20 protein-coding genes and 1 riboswitch are annotated in these 16,853 nt (G+C 62.4%); of the genes, 5 read left to right on the top strand and 15 right to left on the bottom strand.

The window, feature by feature from the left end; translation table 11 throughout:
- Positions 1-68 precede the first annotated feature (68 nt).
- Both H928_RS0105665 and H928_RS0105660 read left to right on the top strand, forming a co-directional pair.
- Positions 69-587, top strand: coding sequence for a TPM domain-containing protein (locus H928_RS0105665; RefSeq protein WP_043338889.1), 519 nt, complete (start codon positions 69-71; stop codon positions 585-587).
- Positions 588-708: 121 nt separating this feature from the next.
- Positions 709-1,896: a DUF1624 domain-containing protein gene (locus H928_RS0105660; protein ID WP_021025629.1), complete on the top strand. Its 1,188-nt coding sequence runs from the start codon at positions 709-711 to the stop codon at positions 1,894-1,896.
- An 18-nt stretch (positions 1,897-1,914) separates the two neighbouring features.
- Here the strand turns inward: H928_RS0105660 and H928_RS0105655 are convergent, their stop codons facing one another.
- The 6 genes from H928_RS0105655 to H928_RS0105630 form a co-directional block, all read right to left on the bottom strand.
- On the bottom strand, positions 1,915-2,304 hold the full coding sequence (locus H928_RS0105655; protein WP_021025628.1) for a Fur family transcriptional regulator: 390 nt from the start codon (positions 2,302-2,304) through the stop codon (positions 1,915-1,917).
- Between the two features lie 125 nt (positions 2,305-2,429).
- Positions 2,430-3,764, bottom strand: a complete 1,335-nt coding sequence (locus tag H928_RS0105650) for an OprD family outer membrane porin (protein ID WP_084635704.1) — start codon at positions 3,762-3,764, stop codon at positions 2,430-2,432.
- A 32-nt stretch (positions 3,765-3,796) separates the two neighbouring features.
- Entirely contained in the window at positions 3,797-4,246 is a 450-nt protein-coding gene (locus H928_RS0105645) for a pseudoazurin (RefSeq protein ID WP_021025626.1), read from the bottom strand.
- A 12-nt stretch (positions 4,247-4,258) separates the two neighbouring features.
- Positions 4,259-5,059 (bottom strand): ABC transporter ATP-binding protein, encoded by an 801-nt coding sequence (locus tag H928_RS0105640; RefSeq protein ID WP_027010587.1) that lies wholly within the window; start codon positions 5,057-5,059, stop codon positions 4,259-4,261.
- Positions 5,059-6,129 carry an iron ABC transporter permease gene (locus tag H928_RS0105635; RefSeq protein WP_021025624.1) on the bottom strand — a complete coding sequence of 357 codons (1,071 nt, stop codon included), beginning with the start codon at positions 6,127-6,129 and terminating at the stop codon, positions 5,059-5,061. Before H928_RS0105635 ends, H928_RS0105640 begins: the two co-directional genes overlap by 1 nt.
- Positions 6,130-6,153: 24 nt before the next feature.
- Positions 6,154-7,176 carry an ABC transporter substrate-binding protein gene (locus H928_RS0105630; RefSeq protein WP_021025623.1) on the bottom strand — a complete coding sequence of 341 codons (1,023 nt, stop codon included), beginning with the start codon at positions 7,174-7,176 and terminating at the stop codon, positions 6,154-6,156.
- A 261-nt stretch (positions 7,177-7,437) separates the two neighbouring features.
- Positions 7,438-7,663, bottom strand: a riboswitch (cobalamin riboswitch).
- 46 nt (positions 7,664-7,709) lie between these two features.
- Between H928_RS0105630 and H928_RS0105625 the strand changes: the two genes are divergently transcribed.
- Positions 7,710-8,258, top strand: a complete 549-nt coding sequence (locus tag H928_RS0105625) for a GNAT family N-acetyltransferase (protein ID WP_043338886.1) — start codon at positions 7,710-7,712, stop codon at positions 8,256-8,258.
- Positions 8,259-8,309: 51 nt separating this feature from the next.
- Here H928_RS0105625 and H928_RS0105620 read toward each other — a convergent pair whose 3' ends face one another.
- The 9 genes from H928_RS0105620 to H928_RS0105580 all read right to left on the bottom strand — a co-directional run bounded on the left by H928_RS0105620 (position 8,310) and on the right by H928_RS0105580 (position 15,454).
- A complete protein-coding gene (locus H928_RS0105620; RefSeq protein ID WP_021025621.1) occupies positions 8,310-8,726 on the bottom strand; it encodes a F0F1 ATP synthase subunit epsilon in 417 nt (138 codons plus the stop codon).
- A 71-nt stretch (positions 8,727-8,797) separates the two neighbouring features.
- Positions 8,798-10,201, bottom strand: coding sequence for a F0F1 ATP synthase subunit beta (gene atpD / locus H928_RS0105615; RefSeq protein ID WP_021025620.1), 1,404 nt, complete (start codon positions 10,199-10,201; stop codon positions 8,798-8,800).
- A gap of 34 nt (positions 10,202-10,235) precedes the next feature.
- A complete protein-coding gene (gene atpG / locus H928_RS0105610; RefSeq protein ID WP_021025619.1) occupies positions 10,236-11,108 on the bottom strand; it encodes a F0F1 ATP synthase subunit gamma in 873 nt (290 codons plus the stop codon).
- 18 nt (positions 11,109-11,126) lie between these two features.
- Positions 11,127-12,686, bottom strand: coding sequence for a F0F1 ATP synthase subunit alpha (atpA, locus tag H928_RS0105605; RefSeq protein ID WP_021025618.1), 1,560 nt, complete (start codon positions 12,684-12,686; stop codon positions 11,127-11,129).
- 42 nt (positions 12,687-12,728) lie between these two features.
- The gene (locus tag H928_RS0105600) at positions 12,729-13,277 is read right to left on the bottom strand and encodes a F0F1 ATP synthase subunit delta (RefSeq protein ID WP_021025617.1); all 549 of its coding nucleotides are present in this window, start codon (positions 13,275-13,277) and stop codon (positions 12,729-12,731) included.
- Between the two features lie 12 nt (positions 13,278-13,289).
- The gene (locus H928_RS0105595; RefSeq protein ID WP_021025616.1) at positions 13,290-13,760 is read right to left on the bottom strand and encodes a F0F1 ATP synthase subunit B; all 471 of its coding nucleotides are present in this window, start codon (positions 13,758-13,760) and stop codon (positions 13,290-13,292) included.
- A 35-nt stretch (positions 13,761-13,795) separates the two neighbouring features.
- The gene (gene atpE / locus H928_RS0105590) at positions 13,796-14,044 is read right to left on the bottom strand and encodes a F0F1 ATP synthase subunit C (RefSeq protein WP_021025615.1); all 249 of its coding nucleotides are present in this window, start codon (positions 14,042-14,044) and stop codon (positions 13,796-13,798) included.
- Positions 14,045-14,096: 52 nt separating this feature from the next.
- Positions 14,097-14,960: a F0F1 ATP synthase subunit A gene (atpB, locus tag H928_RS0105585; protein ID WP_021025614.1), complete on the bottom strand. Its 864-nt coding sequence runs from the start codon at positions 14,958-14,960 to the stop codon at positions 14,097-14,099.
- A gap of 20 nt (positions 14,961-14,980) precedes the next feature.
- Entirely contained in the window at positions 14,981-15,454 is a 474-nt protein-coding gene (locus H928_RS0105580; RefSeq protein WP_021025613.1) for an ATP synthase subunit I, read from the bottom strand.
- A 219-nt stretch (positions 15,455-15,673) separates the two neighbouring features.
- Here H928_RS0105580 and H928_RS0105575 point away from each other — a divergent pair, with 219 nt between their 5' ends.
- Positions 15,674-15,985, top strand: a complete 312-nt coding sequence (locus tag H928_RS0105575) for a YbeD family protein (RefSeq protein ID WP_021025612.1) — start codon at positions 15,674-15,676, stop codon at positions 15,983-15,985.
- 57 nt (positions 15,986-16,042) lie between these two features.
- Positions 16,043-16,747, top strand: a complete 705-nt coding sequence (gene lipB / locus H928_RS0105570; RefSeq protein WP_021025611.1) for a lipoyl(octanoyl) transferase LipB — start codon at positions 16,043-16,045, stop codon at positions 16,745-16,747.
- Positions 16,748-16,853 lie beyond the last annotated feature (106 nt).

The raw sequence follows: 16,853 nt of genomic DNA, 5'->3' as shown, positions 1-16,853 counted from the left end.
GGCGGCGGCGGATTCAGCTCCGGCGGCGGCGGCAATTTTGGGGGCGGTGGCGCCTCGGGGAGTTGGTGATGGGCCATTGGTTGCAACGCTGGGGCAGGCAACTGCGCCACCGCTTTCTGGAGCGCGATGCCTCCCATGCCTTGCCCGATGACGCCCGGCAGCGCCTGGCGCAGGCCATCGCGGCCTCGGAGGCCAGGCACAGCGGCCAGATCCGCGTCTATGTGGAAAGCGCCCTGCCCTGGAGCTATATCCGCCGTGATGCGCCTGCGCGCGAGCGCGCGGTGATGCAGTTTGGCAAGCAGCGCGTCTGGGATACCGAGCACAACAATGGCGTGCTCATCTACCTGCTGCTGACCGACCATGCGATCGAGATCGTCGCCGACCGGGCGGTATCGCGCTGCGTCAGCGGCCCGCAGTGGCAGGCGATGGTCGACAGCCTGGCCAGCGAACTGCGCAGCGGCCAGTACGAAAAGGCCTTGCTGGCGGCCGTCGGCCAGGTGTCGCGCCATCTGGAGCAGCAGTTCCCACGCGGCGCCGCGCCCTCAGCCGCAGGCAATGAACTCGATGACCTGCCGCTGATCGGCTGAGCACGGAGCAGGGGCGGCGAATTTCGGCCTCCCAGCCCAAGCGGGCGGTCGATATAAATGATAATGCGCAATCAATATCATTTGATACACCTTTCGCCCGCCCATCTCGCCTGCCTGCTCCATGTCCTCCGACACCCCCATCCTCCCCCGCAACCCTGCTGCCTTGCCGGGCGCCAGCCGCCTGCAATCCATTGACGCCCTGCGCGGCCTGGTGATCCTCTTCATGCTGATCGACCATGTGCGCGAGACCTTCTACCTGCACCACCAGGTGCCCGATCCGATGGATGTCTCGGCCACCGCACCGGAGCTGTTTTTCAGCCGCTTGCTCGCTCACCTGTGCGCGCCGGTGTTTGTGCTGCTCACGGGCCTGTCGGCCTTTTTGTACGGCAGCAAGTACGAAGACGGGCGCGCGGCGGCCTCGGGGTTTCTGTTCAAGCGCGGGCTGCTTCTGGTGCTGCTGGAGGTGACCGTGGTCAACTTTGCCTGGACCTTCCAGTTCCCGCCCACCAAGATCTTCCTGCAGGTGATCTGGGCCATTGGCCTGTCGATGCTGATGCTGTCGGCCCTCGTGTGGCTGCCGCGCCGCCTGATCATTCCGCTGGGCCTGCTGCTGGTCGCCGGCCACAACCTGCTCGACCACCTGCACTTTGCGCCCGACCATGCGCTGCACACGCTCTGGGCCGTGCTGCATGACCGGGGCTGGATCGATGTGAGCAGCAGCCTGCGCCTGCGCACCTCCTACCCGCTGCTGCCCTGGATCGGCGTGATCGCGCTGGGCTACGCGATGGGCCCCTGGTTTGCCAAGGGGGCCGATGCACTGCAGCGCCAGCGCCGCCTGCTGACCTGGGGCCTGGGCCTGTTGGTGGGCTTTGTGCTGCTGCGTGCCGCCAACGTCTATGGCGACAAGCCTTGGGTCGTGGCCGATTCGTTCCTCGTCAGCGCCATGGGCTTTTTGAACATCACCAAGTACCCGCCATCCCTCTTGTTTCTGGCGCTGACCCTGGGCATCGGCCTGCTGCTGCTGTGCGCCTTTGAGCGCCGGCCACAGATGCGCTGGCTGGCACCGCTGACCGTGTTTGGCGCCGCGCCGATGTTCTTCTATGTGCTGCACCTCTATGTGCTCAAGTTCCTCTACCTGGGCGCGCAGGCGATCTGGGGCAACAACCAGGGCGAGGTGTTTGGCTTTGATGCGATCTGGATGGTGTGGATCACCACGGTGGCCATGGGCTTTGCGCTGTACCCGGCGGTGAAGGCCTTTGCCGCCTTCAAGGCCCGCAGGCGCGATATCACCTGGCTCAAGTACCTCTAAGCCGCTTTTTACGCTGCCTCAGGCTGCAGGCCCTGCACCGCTGAGGCAGTCCTTGCACTGGCCGTACAAGGTGATCTCATGGCCCTCGACCAGAAAGCCCGGCGGCGCCATGCCCTTGAGGTCGCCCGGGCAGGCCTGGATATCAAACACCCGGCGGCAGCTGTTGCACTGGAAGTGGTGGTGGTGGTCGTGCGTCGCCGGCTCATAGAGCGGCAGGCCACCGGGCAAGGTGACCACGCGCAGCAGGCCCTCTTCGGTCATCAACTTGAGGTTGCGGTAGACGGTCGCAATGCCCAAGGCCGGCAGCGCAGCACCCGCAATCTCCAGCACCTCTTGGGGTGAGAGTGGACGGCCTTGCGATGCAAAGGCATCGGCGATGGCGGCGCGCTGGCGGGTAGGACGTTGCATGGTCTGACAGGGGCGTTCCGAAGAACGGATGGGCAATCGGGGGAGCGCCCATCATAGCCGCTTGGGCTGCGGCCTGCAGCCAGGCAGCGCTGGCCGCCATTGCCCTCCTTTGCCGCGCTGCTACCTCAGAAAATCTGCAAGGGCATCTCCGCCAGCAGCCGCACCTGGTTCACATTCAGCTCGCCCTGGGTTTGGTTGGCCCGGTGCACGCCGTAGCGCAACTGCAGCGCCAGCCCCTTGGCCTGGCCTTGCTGCACGGTGTAGCGAAGCAGCATGTCGCGCTCCCTGTGTCGGCCGCCACGGCCGCTGGCGCCCAGGTAGTTGGCATACACGCTGCCGGCGCGGCTGTAGTCAATGCCCGAGCCGCGTGTATAGGCGACGCCCGCGCGCAGGCCCGGCGTCAGCCACTGGCCCAGATCGGCCTCGTACTTGAGCTGCCAGGACGCCTCGTGCGGCGCATTGAAGTCCGACAGCTGCATCGCGTTGTCCAGCCAGATGGAGCCCCGGTTGACATAGTCGAATGGCGTATCGCCATCGACCTTCTGGTAACCCAGGCCCAGCTGGTGCATGCCGGCCGCATAGGTCGCCATCAGGCTCCAGGTCAGGTTGTCCACCCGGCCAGCCTTGGCGGCACCGGTGTCTTTGTTGCGGTACAGGTTCAGGCTCAGCGAGAGGCTTTGCTTCTCGGCCAGCGCCTTTTTGTAGACGCCGCCCAGGTACCAGGTGTTCCAGACATCCTCGTATTGGCCGACGTAGCTCGACAGGCTCAGCCCGCTCCAGGGGGTGGCCCAGCTGCCACCGGCAAAGCTGAAGGCACCGCCTTGCACGCCCGAGTAATTGGCCAGCAGGGGCTGGCCGTTCTTGCGCGCATTGCGGTCGGCCCAGCGGGTAAAGCGGCCCGCCTGCAGGCTCAGTTGCGCAATATCGTTGCTGCTGATCTGCCAGCCCCGGTTGGTCTCGGGCAGCAGGCGGGTGTCGGACGAGTGGAAGATCGGGTTCTTGGTACGCATCTCGCCCACTTTCAGCTCGGTCGACGACCAGCGCAGCTTGACGGCCGCCCCTGCGCGGCCAAAGCTGTCCTGCAGGTCCGTGCCGTCCTTGGCGATATAGCGCGGGTTGCTGCGCACCTTGTCGGCCTCCGAGCCCAGGTTGATGCCGCCATAGGCATGTGCATCCAGCCCCAGGCCGACCACCCCTTGCGTGTAGCCCGAGCTGACATTCAGCATCAGCCCATAGGCCGCTTCGGCGGCCTTGTCCGAGCGCGCGCCGCCAGACACCACGCGGGTGCCGTCGCCACGCCGGTAGTCCAGCTGCTCATACACCATGCGGTTGACCATGCCCAGGCTCGCGCCTTCGATCAAGCCCTTGGCCTCGTCCTGCGCGCCGGCCTGCGCATGGCCTGCCGCCAGGGCCAGCGCCGCCAGGCCGCTGTTGCGCGCCATCCATTTGAAATAAGTCATTGTCTGGTGTTGCCCAAAATTGCGATAGCGGTTCAGCGCGGCGCCGAGGCGCGGCTGACGATGTCCTTGAAGCGCTGCTGCGCGCGCTCGGGTACCTCGGCTGGTACCTGCAGGCCGGGCAGCGGCGCATCACCCACCTGCACCAGCATGACCATGCCCATTGCGTAATGGGGCAGGCACTGCACGCCATAGAGGCCCGGGGCATCAAAGCTGACCTCGATCTCCTCGTTGATCTTGCCCTTGAAGGGCTTGGCACCGGCGGGCGCCATGCCCGGGATGCTGACCGCGTCGTGCCCGCTGCTGCTGGCCAGGAACTTGACCTTGTCGCCCGGCTTGATCTGCAGGAACTCGGGTTCATAGGTCATCGGACCAGTGGCACTGCGGTTGCGCATCTTGACTTCAAAAGTCTCGGCGGCCGCCTGGCTGCACAGCAAGGCGCTCAACACAACAGGTAGCCAGGTTCGGTGGTTCAGGGTGGGCATATCGGCTCACAGTCAGGAAGAAGAAAGCGGACGAAAACGCAGCACGCGGCTGCCGTCCCAGGGGTCGACCAGCGCGCTGGCCTCGACGCGAAAAACTTGCGCCAGCAGCGCGGTATCAAGCACCTGCTCGGGCCGGCCCAGTGCGACGAGCCGGCCTTGCTGCATGACGGCCAGCCGGTCGCAGGCCAGCGCCTGGTTCAGGTCATGCAGGGCCACGACCTTGGTGACGGGCAGGCTGCGGATCAAGGCCATCAGCGACAGCTGCTGGTGGATATCGAGGTGGTTGCAGGGCTCATCGAGCAGCAGCACACCGGGCTGCTGCGCCAGCGCGCGTGCGATGTGCACGCGCTGGCGCTCGCCACCCGAGAGGCTGTGCCAAGCGCTGTGGCGGCGCTCCGCCATGCCCACGGCATCCAGGGCCTGCTGCACGGCCTCCCAGTCCTGCGCGGCAAAAGGCTGCAGCGCCGACAGCCAGGGCGTGCGCCCCAGCGCCACCGCGTCTTCAACGCTGATGGCATCCTGCGTCTCGGCCATTTGCGCCACCAGGGCCAGCTCGCGCGCAATGGCGCGGCGCCCCATCTTGTGCAGCGGCTGGCCCTGCAGCAGCACCTGGCCCTCGTTGGGCCGGATCACACCGGCGAGCAAGCGCAGCAGGCTGGACTTGCCCGAGCCGTTGGGGCCAATCAGCCCCAGCATCTCCTGGCGCTGCACCGGCAAGCTGACCTGCTCGACAACCGGCCGGCCCTGCAGGCGCAGGCCCAGCGCGCAGGCCTGCAACACCGGTTGATCCGCAGTGACCACAGGTTCAGCCATCATCCGCGCCTCCGCTGGCTTTTGAGCAGAATGCAGGCAAATACTGGCGCGCCCACCAGAGCGGTGATCACGCCAATCGGCAGCACCTGGCCCCGGATCAGGGTGCGCGAGAGCACATCGGCGGCGATCAGAAACACCGCGCCCATCATGGCGCTGGCAGGCACCAGGCGGCGGTGGCTGACGCCGACCAGCATGCGCGCGGCATGCGGAATGACCAGGCCAACAAAGCCGATCGAGCCGACGATGGAGACCATGACGGCCGTCATCAGCGCGGCAGCCAGCAGCAGCACCAATTGCACCCGGCGCACCGGCACGCCTAGCGCAGCCGCCGACTCGCTGCCAAAGCTGAAGGCATCGAGCGCGCGCGTGTGCAGCAGGCACAGCAGCAGGCCGGTGATCGCAATGCAGGCCGTGAGCACGGTATCGGGCCAGCGCACGCCGCTCAGGCTGCCCAGCAGCCAGAACATGATGCCCCGGGCCTGCTCGGCGCTGCCCGACTTGGTGATGATGAGGGAGGTCAGCGCATTGAAGAGCTGCGAGCCAGCAATGCCGGCCAGCACAATCTGGCCGCTGTTGCGCAGGCCGCCGCTGCCGGCGGCGTGGGCCAGCAGGGCCACCAGCGCAAACGCGCAGAGCGCACCAAAAAAGGCGCCTACGGTCATCGATATGGCGCCCGCACCGATGCCCACGACAGTCACCAGCACTGCGCCGGTGGAGGCCCCGGCCGAGATGCCGAGCAAATAGGGCTCGGCCAGCGCATTGCGCAGCAGCGATTGCAAAATGACGCCCGAGACCGCCAGGCCCGCGCCGCAGCTGGCCGCCACCAGCGCCCGGGGCAGGCGGTAGTTCCAAACAATGCCCTGGCTGATGGGATCGATGGCATAGCTGGCACCTGCCAGCTTGTTGGCCAGCACCTGCAGCACCAGGCTGGGCGACAGCGCCGTCTCGCCAACGGCGATGCCCAGCGCCACGCTCAGCAGCAGCGCCAGTGCCGCGCCCAGGCACCAGGCGGCCCCATGCAGCGGCCTGCGCAGCGCCGATGGGCGCGCTGATGCCGTTGCCACCATCATGCAAGGCCTTGCATCAGCGGCTGATCAACGCGCGGCCGCCGGGCCGAGCTTGCGTACCGCATCGCTGATCTGCTCCATGCCATCGACCAAGCGGATCGAGCCTTGCAGCGCATCGGCATCGACAATGACGATGCGGTTGTTCTTGACGGCATCCATGTGCTGGGTGACCGGGTCCTTCTTCAAGAACTCCAGCTTCTTTTGGTAGTCGTCCGCAGGGAAGCGGCGGCGGTCCATGCGGGCGATCACCAGGATCGATGGATTGGCCTTGGCAATGGTTTCCCAACCCACGGTGGGCCACTCTTCGGACGAGTCGACGATATTGCGCAGGCCCAAGGTCTGCAGCATGTAGCCGGCAACCCCGTTCTTGCCCGCCATGTAGGGGTCGATGGCCAGATCGGCGCTGGAGAACCACAGCGCAGCCGTCAGATGGGGCTGCTGCGCGGCCTGGACCTTGGCGACCGCCTTGGCCTGGCGCTCGCGCAGGTCCTTGACCAGGCGCTCGCCCTGGGGCTGCACATCAAAGAGCTGTGCCAGTTGGGTGATGCTCTTGTAGAGCGCCTGCACATCGTAGGCCGCGGTGCGGGTGCCATCGGCGCCCTTGAGGTTGTTCTTGCCTTCGCAGTCGGAGGGCATCGCATAGGTGGCAATACCCAGGTCATGGAACTGCTCGCGCGTGCCCACGACGCCGTCCTTGCCGACCATCCATTCAAACTGCGACACCACCAGCGCCGGGCGCTTGCCGATCACCGACTCGAAGCTGGGATCGTTGTCCGCCAGGCGCGGCACCTTGTCATTGATGGCCTTGAACTGGGGCAGCACGGCATTGAACCACAGCGAGGTGCCCACCAGCTTGTCGCCCAGGCCCAGCGCATACAGCATCTCGGTGCCGGCCTGGCCGATGGTGACGACCGACGCAGGCGCCTGCTTGAGAGAGACCTCGTAGCCGCAGTTGTGCAGCTGCATCGGATAAGGGGCGGCCCAGGCGGACAGCGGCATGAATACACAGGCAGCCAACAGGGCAGGCAGCGCAAAACGGCGAACAGGCATCGGAATCGTCTCTCCAGGTAGAGGCTGGGCATGCGGGCCGTGCGAGCCGATCCGGTGCGGGCTGCTGCCCGGTGGAGCCAGGACAGCCTTGCGCAGACGAGACGCTGCTCACCGCCCGGACACCCCGCCGGTCATGATCAAAACACACGCACATCCGCCATGAATGGGTTTGCTGCAGCGGCGCTTGCGACGTTCGCCTTGCAGCGCGCACAACCGGCGGCATGCCTGTTTCTCTGTGCAAACCGGGGGCTTGCCAGTGGCTTGTGAATGCATAACCTTGGCAGGTCTCCTGACTGGCCGGTCTGCGCAGACCATCGCCTTCCCGAACCGCAGTTCAGTGGCGCATGGATGGCCTGCTCGCGGCCTACAGTTGCGGGGGCAGTTCCGTTTGGGGCGCTGGCTGCCGGCTCGCGCGCCCTGGATTCCCTCATGCCCCGGCACCCTGCCGTGCGCATGTTCTTGCGAAACCAAAGTGGCTGTACTGTAGCCGATTTACAGGGCCTGCATGCTAAGCTGCAGGCCGTTTGATGGCCATGAACCACCCACCCACTACACCCAGCGCATACGGCATCCGCCGCGTTGACCATCTCGCGCCGGTGGCAGCCTTTTTGCAGGCGGCGCGCCAGGCCATGTTTGGCGATCGGGTCGATACCAGCACACCGCAGGCCGATCTGCGCGACTTTGCCTCGGTCTATGCACCGCCCGGCGGCTGCATGCTGGCGGCCTGGCAGGGCGACCGCATCATCGGCAGCATTGCCTACCGCGCCTATGACGGGCGCTTTGCCCACCTGGCCGTGCCCAGCGCAGGCACCGCCGAGGTGGTGCGCCTGTATGTGGATCCGGCCTGGCGCCGCCAAGGCCTGGCTGGCGAACTGTTCGCGCAGCTGCGGCAGCGGGCGCTGCAGCAGGGTGTGCAGCGGCTCTACCTGCACACGCATCCTTTTTTGCCGGGCGCACAGGCCTTTTGGCAGCGCCAGGGCTTTGTCAGCCTGCACCAGGATGCCGACCCGCTGTGGCAAACCATTCATATGCAGCAGGTGCTGCAGGCCGGTCCCACTCCGACCCATCCGCTACGGACGTAAAAAAACCACCGCATGCGGTGGTTTTCCTGTGGCAGTTGCGCAAACAGCGGATCAGCGCTTCTTGCGGTATTTTTGCAGGGCGGCAATCTGGGCGGCCATGACAGACAGCTCGGATTGGGCCTTGGCCAGGTCAAGCTCGCCCTTGGCGTTCTTGAGGGCTTCTTCAGCCTTTTGCTTGGCTTCAACCGCTTTTTGCTCGTCCAGGTCCTTGCCGCGCACAGCGGTGTCGGACAGCACGGTCACGCAGTCGGGTTGCACTTCGAGAATGCCACCAGCCACGAAGATGAACTCTTCGCCGCCGTCGGCCTTCTCAATGCGCACCGAACCCGGCTTGATGCGGGTGATCAACGGCGTGTGGCGGGCGTAGATACCGAGTTCGCCCATTTCACCAGGCAAAGCCACAAAGCGGGCTTCGCCGGAGAAAATGGATTCTTCAGCACTGACCACATCAACGTGGAAGGTGTTCATCTTTGATCCTCAGAGTGAAAAAGAAACTAGTTCGCGAGAAGGGCTGCGTGCGGCAGCCCGTTCTGCAAAGCTTAGATCTTCTTCGCCTTCTCGATGGCTTCGTCGATCGTGCCAACCATGTAGAAGGCTTGCTCGGGCAGGTGGTCGCACTCGCCGTTGACGATCATCTTGAAGCCGCGGATGGTTTCCGACAGCGGCACGTACTTGCCTGGAGCGCCCGTGAACACTTCAGCAACGTGGAAAGGCTGCGACAGGAAACGCTGGATCTTGCGAGCGCGGGCCACGACGAGCTTGTCTTCGGGAGCCAGTTCGTCCATACCCAGAATCGCAATGATGTCGCGCAGTTCGGTGTAGCGCTGCAGGGTACCCTGCACTTGGCGGGCTACCGAGTAGTGCTCTTCACCCACCACTTGGGGGTCCAGCTGGCGGCTGGTCGAAGCCAGGGGGTCCACCGCAGGGTAGATACCCAGCGAAGCGATGTCACGCGACAGCGCCACGGTGGAGTCCAAGTGGGCGAAGGTCGTTGCTGGCGATGGATCGGTGTAATCGTCCGCTGGCACGTACACGGCCTGGATCGAGGTGATCGAACCCACCTTGGTCGAGGTGATACGCTCTTGCAGACGGCCCATTTCTTCGGCCAGCGTAGGCTGGTAGCCCACGGCCGAAGGCATACGGCCCAGCAGTGCGGACACTTCGGTACCGGCCAGCGTGTAGCGGTAGATGTTGTCCACGAAGAACAGCACGTCCTTGCCTTCGTCACGGAACGCTTCAGCCATGGTCAGGCCGGTCAGCGCAACGCGCAGACGGTTTCCTGGTGGCTCGTTCATCTGGCCGTACACCATGGCAACCTTCGAGTCGTTGAGCGACTCCTGGTTCACCACACCGGCGTCCGACATTTCGTGGTAGAAGTCGTTACCTTCACGGGTACGCTCACCCACGCCGGCGAACACGGACAGACCGCTGTGCGCCTTGGCGATGTTGTTGATGAGCTCCATCATGTTCACGGTCTTGCCCACACCGGCACCACCGAACAGACCGACCTTACCGCCCTTGGCGAACGGGCACACCAGGTCAATCACCTTGATGCCGGTTTCCAGCAGTTCCTGTGCAGGGGCCAGCTCGTCATAAGCGGGCGCCTTGCGGTGGATGGAAGCGGTCAACGACTGGTCCACAGGACCGCGTTCGTCGATGGGGTTACCCAGCACGTCCATGATGCGGCCAAGGGTTGCCTTGCCCACGGGCACGGTGATCGCCTTGCCGGTGTTGGTGACCATCAGGCCACGCTTGATACCGTCCGACGAGCCCAGCGCAATGGTACGCACCACGCCGTCGCCCAGCTGCTGCTGCACTTCCAGCGTCAGGGCAGTGCCTTCGAGCTTCAGTGCGTCATACACGTTAGGCACGCTGCCATGGGGGAACTCAACGTCCACCACCGCACCGATACATTGAACAATCTTGCCTTGTACTTGAGCCATTTGTTGCTCCAATATTGATTTCAGTCGAGCTGTATTACACAGCCGCGGCGCCTGCGACGATTTCCGACAACTCGGTCGTAATCGCAGCCTGACGCGTCTTGTTGTAGATCAGCTTCAACTCGTTGATGACGTTGCCGGCGTTGTCGGTAGCGGCCTTCATGGCCACCATGCGTGCAGACTGCTCGGAAGCCATGTTGTCTGCAACGGCCGAATAGATCAGCGACTCCGCATAACGCACGAGCAGCTCGTCGATCACACTTTGCGCATCGGGCTCGTAGATATAGTCCCAGCCGTGGGATGCAGCCGGTGCCGAGCCCTGGATCGCTTCTTGCGACAGGGGCAGCAACTGCTCCACAACCGAGTCCTGCTTCATCGTATTGATGAACTTGGTGTAGCACAAATAGACCGCGCTCAGCTTGCCCTCAGCGTACTGGTCGAGCAAAACCTTGGCCGGGCCGATCAGCGCATCCAGATGCGGCGTATCGCCCAGGGCGGTAGCGTTGGCCACCACCTTGACACCGACGCGCGTCAGAAAGCCCAGACCCTTGCTGCCAATGGCCACGGCTTCCGTGCTGACACCCGCAGATTGCAGTTCCTTGAGCTTGTTCGTCACGGCACGCAGCACATTGGTGTTCATGCCGCCGCACAGGCCCTTGTCAGTCGTCACCACGATCACGCCCACCTTCTTGACGTCATTCGACACCATGAAGGGGTGGACATATTCGGGGTTTGCCTGGCTCAGGTGAGCTGCAATTGCGCGAATCTTCTCGCTGTATGGACGGGCTGCCTGCATCCGCTCCTGCGCCTTGCGCATTTTGGATGCGGCAACCATTTCCATGGCCTTGGTGATCTTCTTGGTGTTTTCCACCGATTTGATCTTGCCGCGTATTTCCTTGCCTGCTGCCATGATGACTCCTCGACCGGATTAAGCGAAGGACTTCTTGAATGCAGTGATGGCTGCAGTCAGTTCAGCTTCGTCCTTGCCTTCCTTGTCGAAAGCCTTCTTCTCGTTCAGACGGTCCACCAAGGCGCCGTAGCTGGTCTTGAGGAACTGGTGCAGACCCGATTCAAAGGACAGAACCTTCTTGACTTCGATGTCGTCCATGAAACCCTTGTTCACGGCAAACAGCGACGAAGCCATCAGAGCGACAGGCAGAGGGCTGTACTGGGCTTGCTTGAGCAGCTCGGTCACGCGGGCACCGCGGTCCAATTGCTTGCGGGTTGCATCGTCCAGGTCAGAAGCGAACTGTGCGAAAGCAGCCAGTTCACGGTACTGCGCCAGGTCGGTACGGATACCGCCGGACAGGCCCTTGATCAGCTTGGTCTGAGCGGAACCACCCACGCGGGACACCGAGATACCGGCGTTGATAGCGGGACGGATACCGGCGTTGAACAGGCTGGTTTCCAGGAAGATCTGGCCGTCGGTGATCGAGATCACGTTGGTAGGCACGAAGGCCGACACGTCACCCGCTTGGGTTTCGATGATAGGCAGAGCCGTCAGCGAACCCGTCTTGCCCTTGACTTCACCCTTGGTGAAGGCTTCCACGTAGTCCGCGTTCACGCGGGCTGCGCGCTCGAGCAGGCGGCTGTGGAGATAGAACACGTCGCCAGGGAACGCTTCGCGGCCTGGTGGACGGCGCAGCAGCAGCGACACTTGGCGGTAAGCCACGGCTTGCTTGGACAGGTCGTCATACACGATCAGGGCGTCTTGGCCACGGTCGCGGAAGTACTCACCCATCGTGCAACCCGAGTAGGCCGACACGTACTGCATCGCAGCGGATTCAGAAGCGGTAGCGGCCACGACGATGGTGTATTCCATCGCGCCGGCTTGCTCCAGCGCACGCACCACGTTCTTGACCGACGAAGCCTTCTGACCAATGGCCACGTACACGCAGGTAACGCCTTGGCCCTTTTGGTTGATGATGGCGTCGATCGCGACAGCGGTCTTACCGGTCTGGCGGTCACCAATGATCAGCTCGCGCTGGCCACGGCCCACGGGCACCATCGCGTCGATGGACTTGATACCCGATTGCAGGGGCTGATCCACGGATTGACGGGCGATAACACCAGGCGCAACCTTTTCGATCACGTCGGTCATCTTGGCGTTGATAGGACCCTTGCCGTCGATAGGCTGGCCCAGTGCGTTCACCACGCGACCCACCAGTTCTGGGCCCACGGGCACTTCCAGAATACGGCCGGTGCACTTGACGATGTCGCCTTCCGAGATGTGGGTGTATTCACCCAGAATCACGGCGCCAACAGAGTCACGCTCCAGGTTCAGCGCCAGACCGAAGGAAGGTTGACCGTCGGCGGTGGCTGGGAATTCCAGCATTTCGCCGGCCATCACATCGGACAGGCCGTGCACGCGCACGATACCGTCGGTCACCGACACCACCGTACCTTGGTTACGGATATCGGAATTGCCTGACAGACCCTCAATGCGGCTCTTGATCAGTTCAGAAATTTCTGCGGGATTGAGTTGCATTACTCACTCCTTTTCATGGTTTAGCCGAATCCTCGAACTGCATTACGCAGTGAGGGTTGCTTTCATTTGTTCCAGACGGGCCTTGACCGAGGTGTCAAGCACCTCGTCACCCACCACAACGCGAACGCCGCCAATCAGCGACTCGTCCACGGTGGTGCTCAGATTCAGTGGGCGGCCAAAGCGTTTTTCCAGCACGGTGCCCAGCGCATTCAATGCGGAGTCATCCATGGGGAAGGCGCTGTACACCAGCGCATCCGACGAACCGTTGTTACGGTTCACCAGCGCGCGAAATTGCGAGGCCACTTCAGGCAGCGCATCCAGACGGCGGTTTTCCACCACCGTGCGCAGGAAGTTGCGCGCCAGGTCTGACAAGGCCCAACCGCGTGCCAGCGTCACACCGGCCATCACATCGATCACCTGTTCGTTGGTGACGTTGGGATTGTCGGCCAGCAGGCGCATTTCCGGATCGGCGGCAATCGCCGCCAGTTCGTCCGTCCAAGACAGGGCGTCGCTCAAGCCGGCACCTTTTTCGGTGCAGGCCTTGAACAAGGCTTCAGCGTAAGGACGGGCAATGGTGGCGAGTTCTGCCATTTCGTTGCTTCCTTACAGCTCAGTCTTCAGGCGATTGAGCAAATCACTGTGTACCGCAGGATTGACTTCCTTGCGGAGAATCTGCTCAGCACCCTTGACAGCCAAAGCTGCAACTTGCTCGCGCAGCGATTCGCGCGCCTGGATCACTTGCTGCTCGGCATCTGCACGAGCGGCGGCAATGATCTTGTTGCCTTCTTCGGTAGCACGGGCCTTGGCCTCTTCTACGATTGCTTGGGCACGACGGTCTGCGTCCGCGATACGCGACGCTGTCTCATTGCGGGTTGCGGAAAGTTCTTCCTCAACGCGCTTGTTCACAGCTGTCAACTCGGACTTTGCCTTATCGGCAGCAGCAAGACCATCGGCGATTTTCTTTGCTCGCTCATCCAACGCCTTGGCAATAGGTGGCCACACGAATTTCATCGTGAAGAGCACCAGAATCAAGAAGACAATGGCCTGAACGAACAGGGTCGCGTTAATACTCACGGCAACACCTTTCTATCTACGGCGTTGATCGGAGCTTAGGCCAGTTGGAATGGGTTGGCGAAAGCGAACAGCAGAGCGATAGCAACACCGATCAGGAATGCAGCGTCGATCAGACCAGCCAAGATGAACATCTTGGTTTGCAGTTCGTTGATCAGCTCAGGCTGACGTGCCGACGATTCCAGGAACTTGCCGCCCATCAGAGCAATACCGATCGAAGCGCCGATAGCGCCCAGACCAACAATCAGACCACAAGCCAGAGCGACGAGACCGAGAACGTTTTCCATGATGACTCCTGAGAAAAAAAAGAAAGGTTAAGAGAAAAAGGAAAGGGAACAGTTAGTGAGCTTCATGTGCCTGGCCGAGGTAAATCAGCGTCAGCATCATGAAAATGAAGGCCTGCAGAGTAATCACCAGAATGTGGAAGATCGCCCAGATCGTGCCTGCAATGATGTGCCCCACGGGGAGCAACACACCAGAGAGCGACATAGCGGCTGCGCCACCCATCAGGGCAATCAGCATGAACACCAACTCACCAGCGTACATGTTGCCGAACAGTCGCATACCGTGCGACACCGTCTTGGCAACGTATTCAATAATCTGCATCAGCAGGTTGACGATGCCGAGGATCACGGCAAAGACAGGATTCTTGCTGGTACCAAAGGGTGCGGACACCAGTTCGTGCGCCCAGCCGCCCAGACCCTTGATCTTGACGCTGTAGTACAGGCACAGGATCAGCACGGCCGTCGACAGACCCAGGGTGGTCGACAGATCGGCGGTAGGCACGACACGCAGATAAGCGTGGTGGTCACCGGTGGCACCTTGCCACAGCAGCGGCAGCAGGTCGACCGGCAGCATGTCCATCGCGTTCATCAGGAAAATCCAGACGAAGACGGTGAGCGCCAGAGGAGCGATGAACTTGCGCGATTGGGCATTGTGGATATTGGCCTTGGCCTGGTTATCCACCATCTCGACCAGCATCTCGACTGCGGCCTGGAAACGACCAGGCACGCCGGAGGTAGCTGTGCGTGCTGCCAGCCACATCACGAAGATGCCCAGCACGCCCAAGATCACGCTCACTGAGATCGAATCAAGGTTGACCACCGAGAAATCGATGATCGACTTTTGCTTGATATTCTGAAGATGCTGCAAGTGGTGAACGATGTATTCACTTGCAGTGGGTGCATTCGCTTCTGCGGCCATCGGACAACTCTTCTTCTCAATTACAAAATTTTTGCAGATCTGGTCAGCAGCCAAAGCGCCAACCAGTACGTCTTCATCACTACAACCAGACCCAACACCAGCGCCAACCAGTTGAGTCCCGGCACCACCAGTGGCGCCAGCAGTAGCAGCACCACGGTCAGCACCAATTTTGCGATCTCCAAACCAAAGAACCGGACCATCGCAAGATTCTCTTGCCCAGCCCCCAGATGCAGCCGCAATCCACGTGCAAAAAAGGCAGCAGGAATCACCACCGCCGCCGCACCGTATGCCACCGACCACATCCATCCGGCCCGCTGCGTCACCAGACCCACCAACACGGTGAGCACCACCCCGACGACCAGCTGCCACTTCACCACACGCACCACCGATACCGGCGGATGGCGCTGGCGCCACTCTGCTGCTTCTTGTGCAGTCAGGGGCTTGAAGTCCGATTCTTCGGCCACATGTTCTTCTTGTGGAGCATTTGTTGTCATAGTGTTGGCTCCCGGGCAGAACAACCTAGCCAAAGCCTGCGATTATAAGGATAAACCCGTTGCAAACGGGAAGCGTTTTGTTGCGCGTCTGTTTTTTTGCGGCACACAAGCCTCCCTACAGCCCCTTTTGGCGTCAGTTGTATCCGACAAATTCCACACCAGGAAGATGGCTTATCGTCTGATGGCACATCACTTGCAAGCTTCTGTTTTAATAGCAAAATGAGCACCAATACACCTGCTGCAGACCCCAGCGATTCCGGCACCGATCCTCGCAAAGATTCCCTGATCGAATACCCCTCAGACTTTCCGATTAAAGTGATGGGGCTCAATCAGGACGGCTTTGTCCACGCGGTCACCGCCATCGCCAAGGAACACGACCCCTTCTTTGATGCCAGCAAGATAGAGTTGCGCCCCAGCAGCGGCGACAAGTACCTGGGCGTCACCATCACCGTGACGGCCACCAGCCGCGAACAGCTGGACAACCTCTACCGTGCGCTCACCTCCAGCCCCCTGGTCAAGGTCGTACTGTAAGCGGGCCTTGTTGTCACCTTTGTGAACCTTGCCGGCCCTTGGTGGCCGCTTTTCGCCATGCAGACCCGCTTTCTTGGCCAGGCCGATTACGAGCCCACGCTGCAAGCCATGCAGCAATTCACTGCGCAGCGCACGCCGCAAACGCCCGATGAGCTATGGATTTGTGAGCATGCGGCCACTTTCACCCAGGGCATTGCGGGCCTGCCCAGCCATCTGTTGCATACAGGCGACATTCCGGTGGTGCAAACCAACCGGGGCGGCCAGGTCACCTACCATGGCCCGGGGCAAGTGGTCGCTTACCCGCTGATCGATCTGCAGCGCGCCGGCTACTTCGTCAAAGAATATGTGTTTCGCATCGAAGAGGCCGTGATCCGCACCCTGGCCTCTCTGGGCGTGACCGGCCACCGCGTGGCGGGGGCCCCGGGCATCTATGTGCGCCTCGATGACCCCTTCTCCCACGCGATGCTGGCCCAGCGCCCGGTGCAGCGCGATGGCGCCAGCCCCGCAGCCGAGCCGGTGTTTGACGGCCTGGGCAAGATTGCCGCCTTGGGCATCAAGATCAGCCGCCACTGCAGCTACCATGGTGTGGCCCTGAATGTAAAGATGGACCTGGAACCCTACCACCGCATCAACCCTTGCGGTTATGCCGGGCTGCAAACCGTCGATCTTTCTACAATTGGGGTTAACGCCGACTGGGAGGACGTGGCCAAGACCTTGGCGCGCGAGCTGTCCTCCCGCTTGGCGACTGCCGGTTCTGCATAAGCGGGTGCCGCAGCGCACGCCCTATTCCCCACTAAGGGGCGGCGCAGCAGCCTCGGGCCGTTCTTGCTCAGAGCCTACGGCCCCTCCGGGTTTGTGCGTGCCTCTC

The organism is Comamonas sp. B-9 (assembly GCF_000410635.1).
Classification (GTDB): Bacteria; Pseudomonadota; Gammaproteobacteria; order Burkholderiales; family Burkholderiaceae_C; genus Comamonas.
This window is presented reverse-complemented; position numbering and strand designations above follow the sequence as displayed.

What these genes read in the sequence shown, in the direction of transcription:
- H928_RS0105630 (WP_021025623.1), bottom strand. Translation starts at nt 7,176, where the DNA reads ATGCCTGTTCGCCGTTTTGCGCTGCCTGCCCTGTTGGCTGCCTGTGTA.
- H928_RS0105575 (WP_021025612.1), top strand. Translation starts at nt 15,674, where the DNA reads ATGAGCACCAATACACCTGCTGCAGACCCCAGCGATTCCGGCACCGAT.
- atpA (WP_021025618.1), bottom strand. Translation starts at nt 12,686, where the DNA reads ATGCAACTCAATCCCGCAGAAATTTCTGAACTGATCAAGAGCCGCATT.
- atpG (WP_021025619.1), bottom strand. Translation starts at nt 11,108, where the DNA reads ATGGCAGCAGGCAAGGAAATACGCGGCAAGATCAAATCGGTGGAAAAC.
- atpE (WP_021025615.1), bottom strand. Translation starts at nt 14,044, where the DNA reads ATGGAAAACGTTCTCGGTCTCGTCGCTCTGGCTTGTGGTCTGATTGTT.
- H928_RS0105625 (WP_043338886.1), top strand. Translation starts at nt 7,710, where the DNA reads ATGAACCACCCACCCACTACACCCAGCGCATACGGCATCCGCCGCGTT.
- lipB (WP_021025611.1), top strand. Translation starts at nt 16,043, where the DNA reads ATGCAGACCCGCTTTCTTGGCCAGGCCGATTACGAGCCCACGCTGCAA.
- atpB (WP_021025614.1), bottom strand. Translation starts at nt 14,960, where the DNA reads ATGGCCGCAGAAGCGAATGCACCCACTGCAAGTGAATACATCGTTCAC.
- H928_RS0105650 (WP_084635704.1), bottom strand. Translation starts at nt 3,764, where the DNA reads ATGACTTATTTCAAATGGATGGCGCGCAACAGCGGCCTGGCGGCGCTG.
- H928_RS0105665 (WP_043338889.1), top strand. Translation starts at nt 69, where the DNA reads ATGGGCCATTGGTTGCAACGCTGGGGCAGGCAACTGCGCCACCGCTTT.
- H928_RS0105635 (WP_021025624.1), bottom strand. Translation starts at nt 6,129, where the DNA reads ATGATGGTGGCAACGGCATCAGCGCGCCCATCGGCGCTGCGCAGGCCG.
- H928_RS0105645 (WP_021025626.1), bottom strand. Translation starts at nt 4,246, where the DNA reads ATGCCCACCCTGAACCACCGAACCTGGCTACCTGTTGTGTTGAGCGCC.
- atpD (WP_021025620.1), bottom strand. Translation starts at nt 10,201, where the DNA reads ATGGCTCAAGTACAAGGCAAGATTGTTCAATGTATCGGTGCGGTGGTG.
- H928_RS0105655 (WP_021025628.1), bottom strand. Translation starts at nt 2,304, where the DNA reads ATGCAACGTCCTACCCGCCAGCGCGCCGCCATCGCCGATGCCTTTGCA.
- H928_RS0105600 (WP_021025617.1), bottom strand. Translation starts at nt 13,277, where the DNA reads ATGGCAGAACTCGCCACCATTGCCCGTCCTTACGCTGAAGCCTTGTTC.
- H928_RS0105640 (WP_027010587.1), bottom strand. Translation starts at nt 5,059, where the DNA reads ATGGCTGAACCTGTGGTCACTGCGGATCAACCGGTGTTGCAGGCCTGC.
- H928_RS0105660 (WP_021025629.1), top strand. Translation starts at nt 709, where the DNA reads ATGTCCTCCGACACCCCCATCCTCCCCCGCAACCCTGCTGCCTTGCCG.
- H928_RS0105620 (WP_021025621.1), bottom strand. Translation starts at nt 8,726, where the DNA reads ATGAACACCTTCCACGTTGATGTGGTCAGTGCTGAAGAATCCATTTTC.
- H928_RS0105580 (WP_021025613.1), bottom strand. Translation starts at nt 15,454, where the DNA reads ATGACAACAAATGCTCCACAAGAAGAACATGTGGCCGAAGAATCGGAC.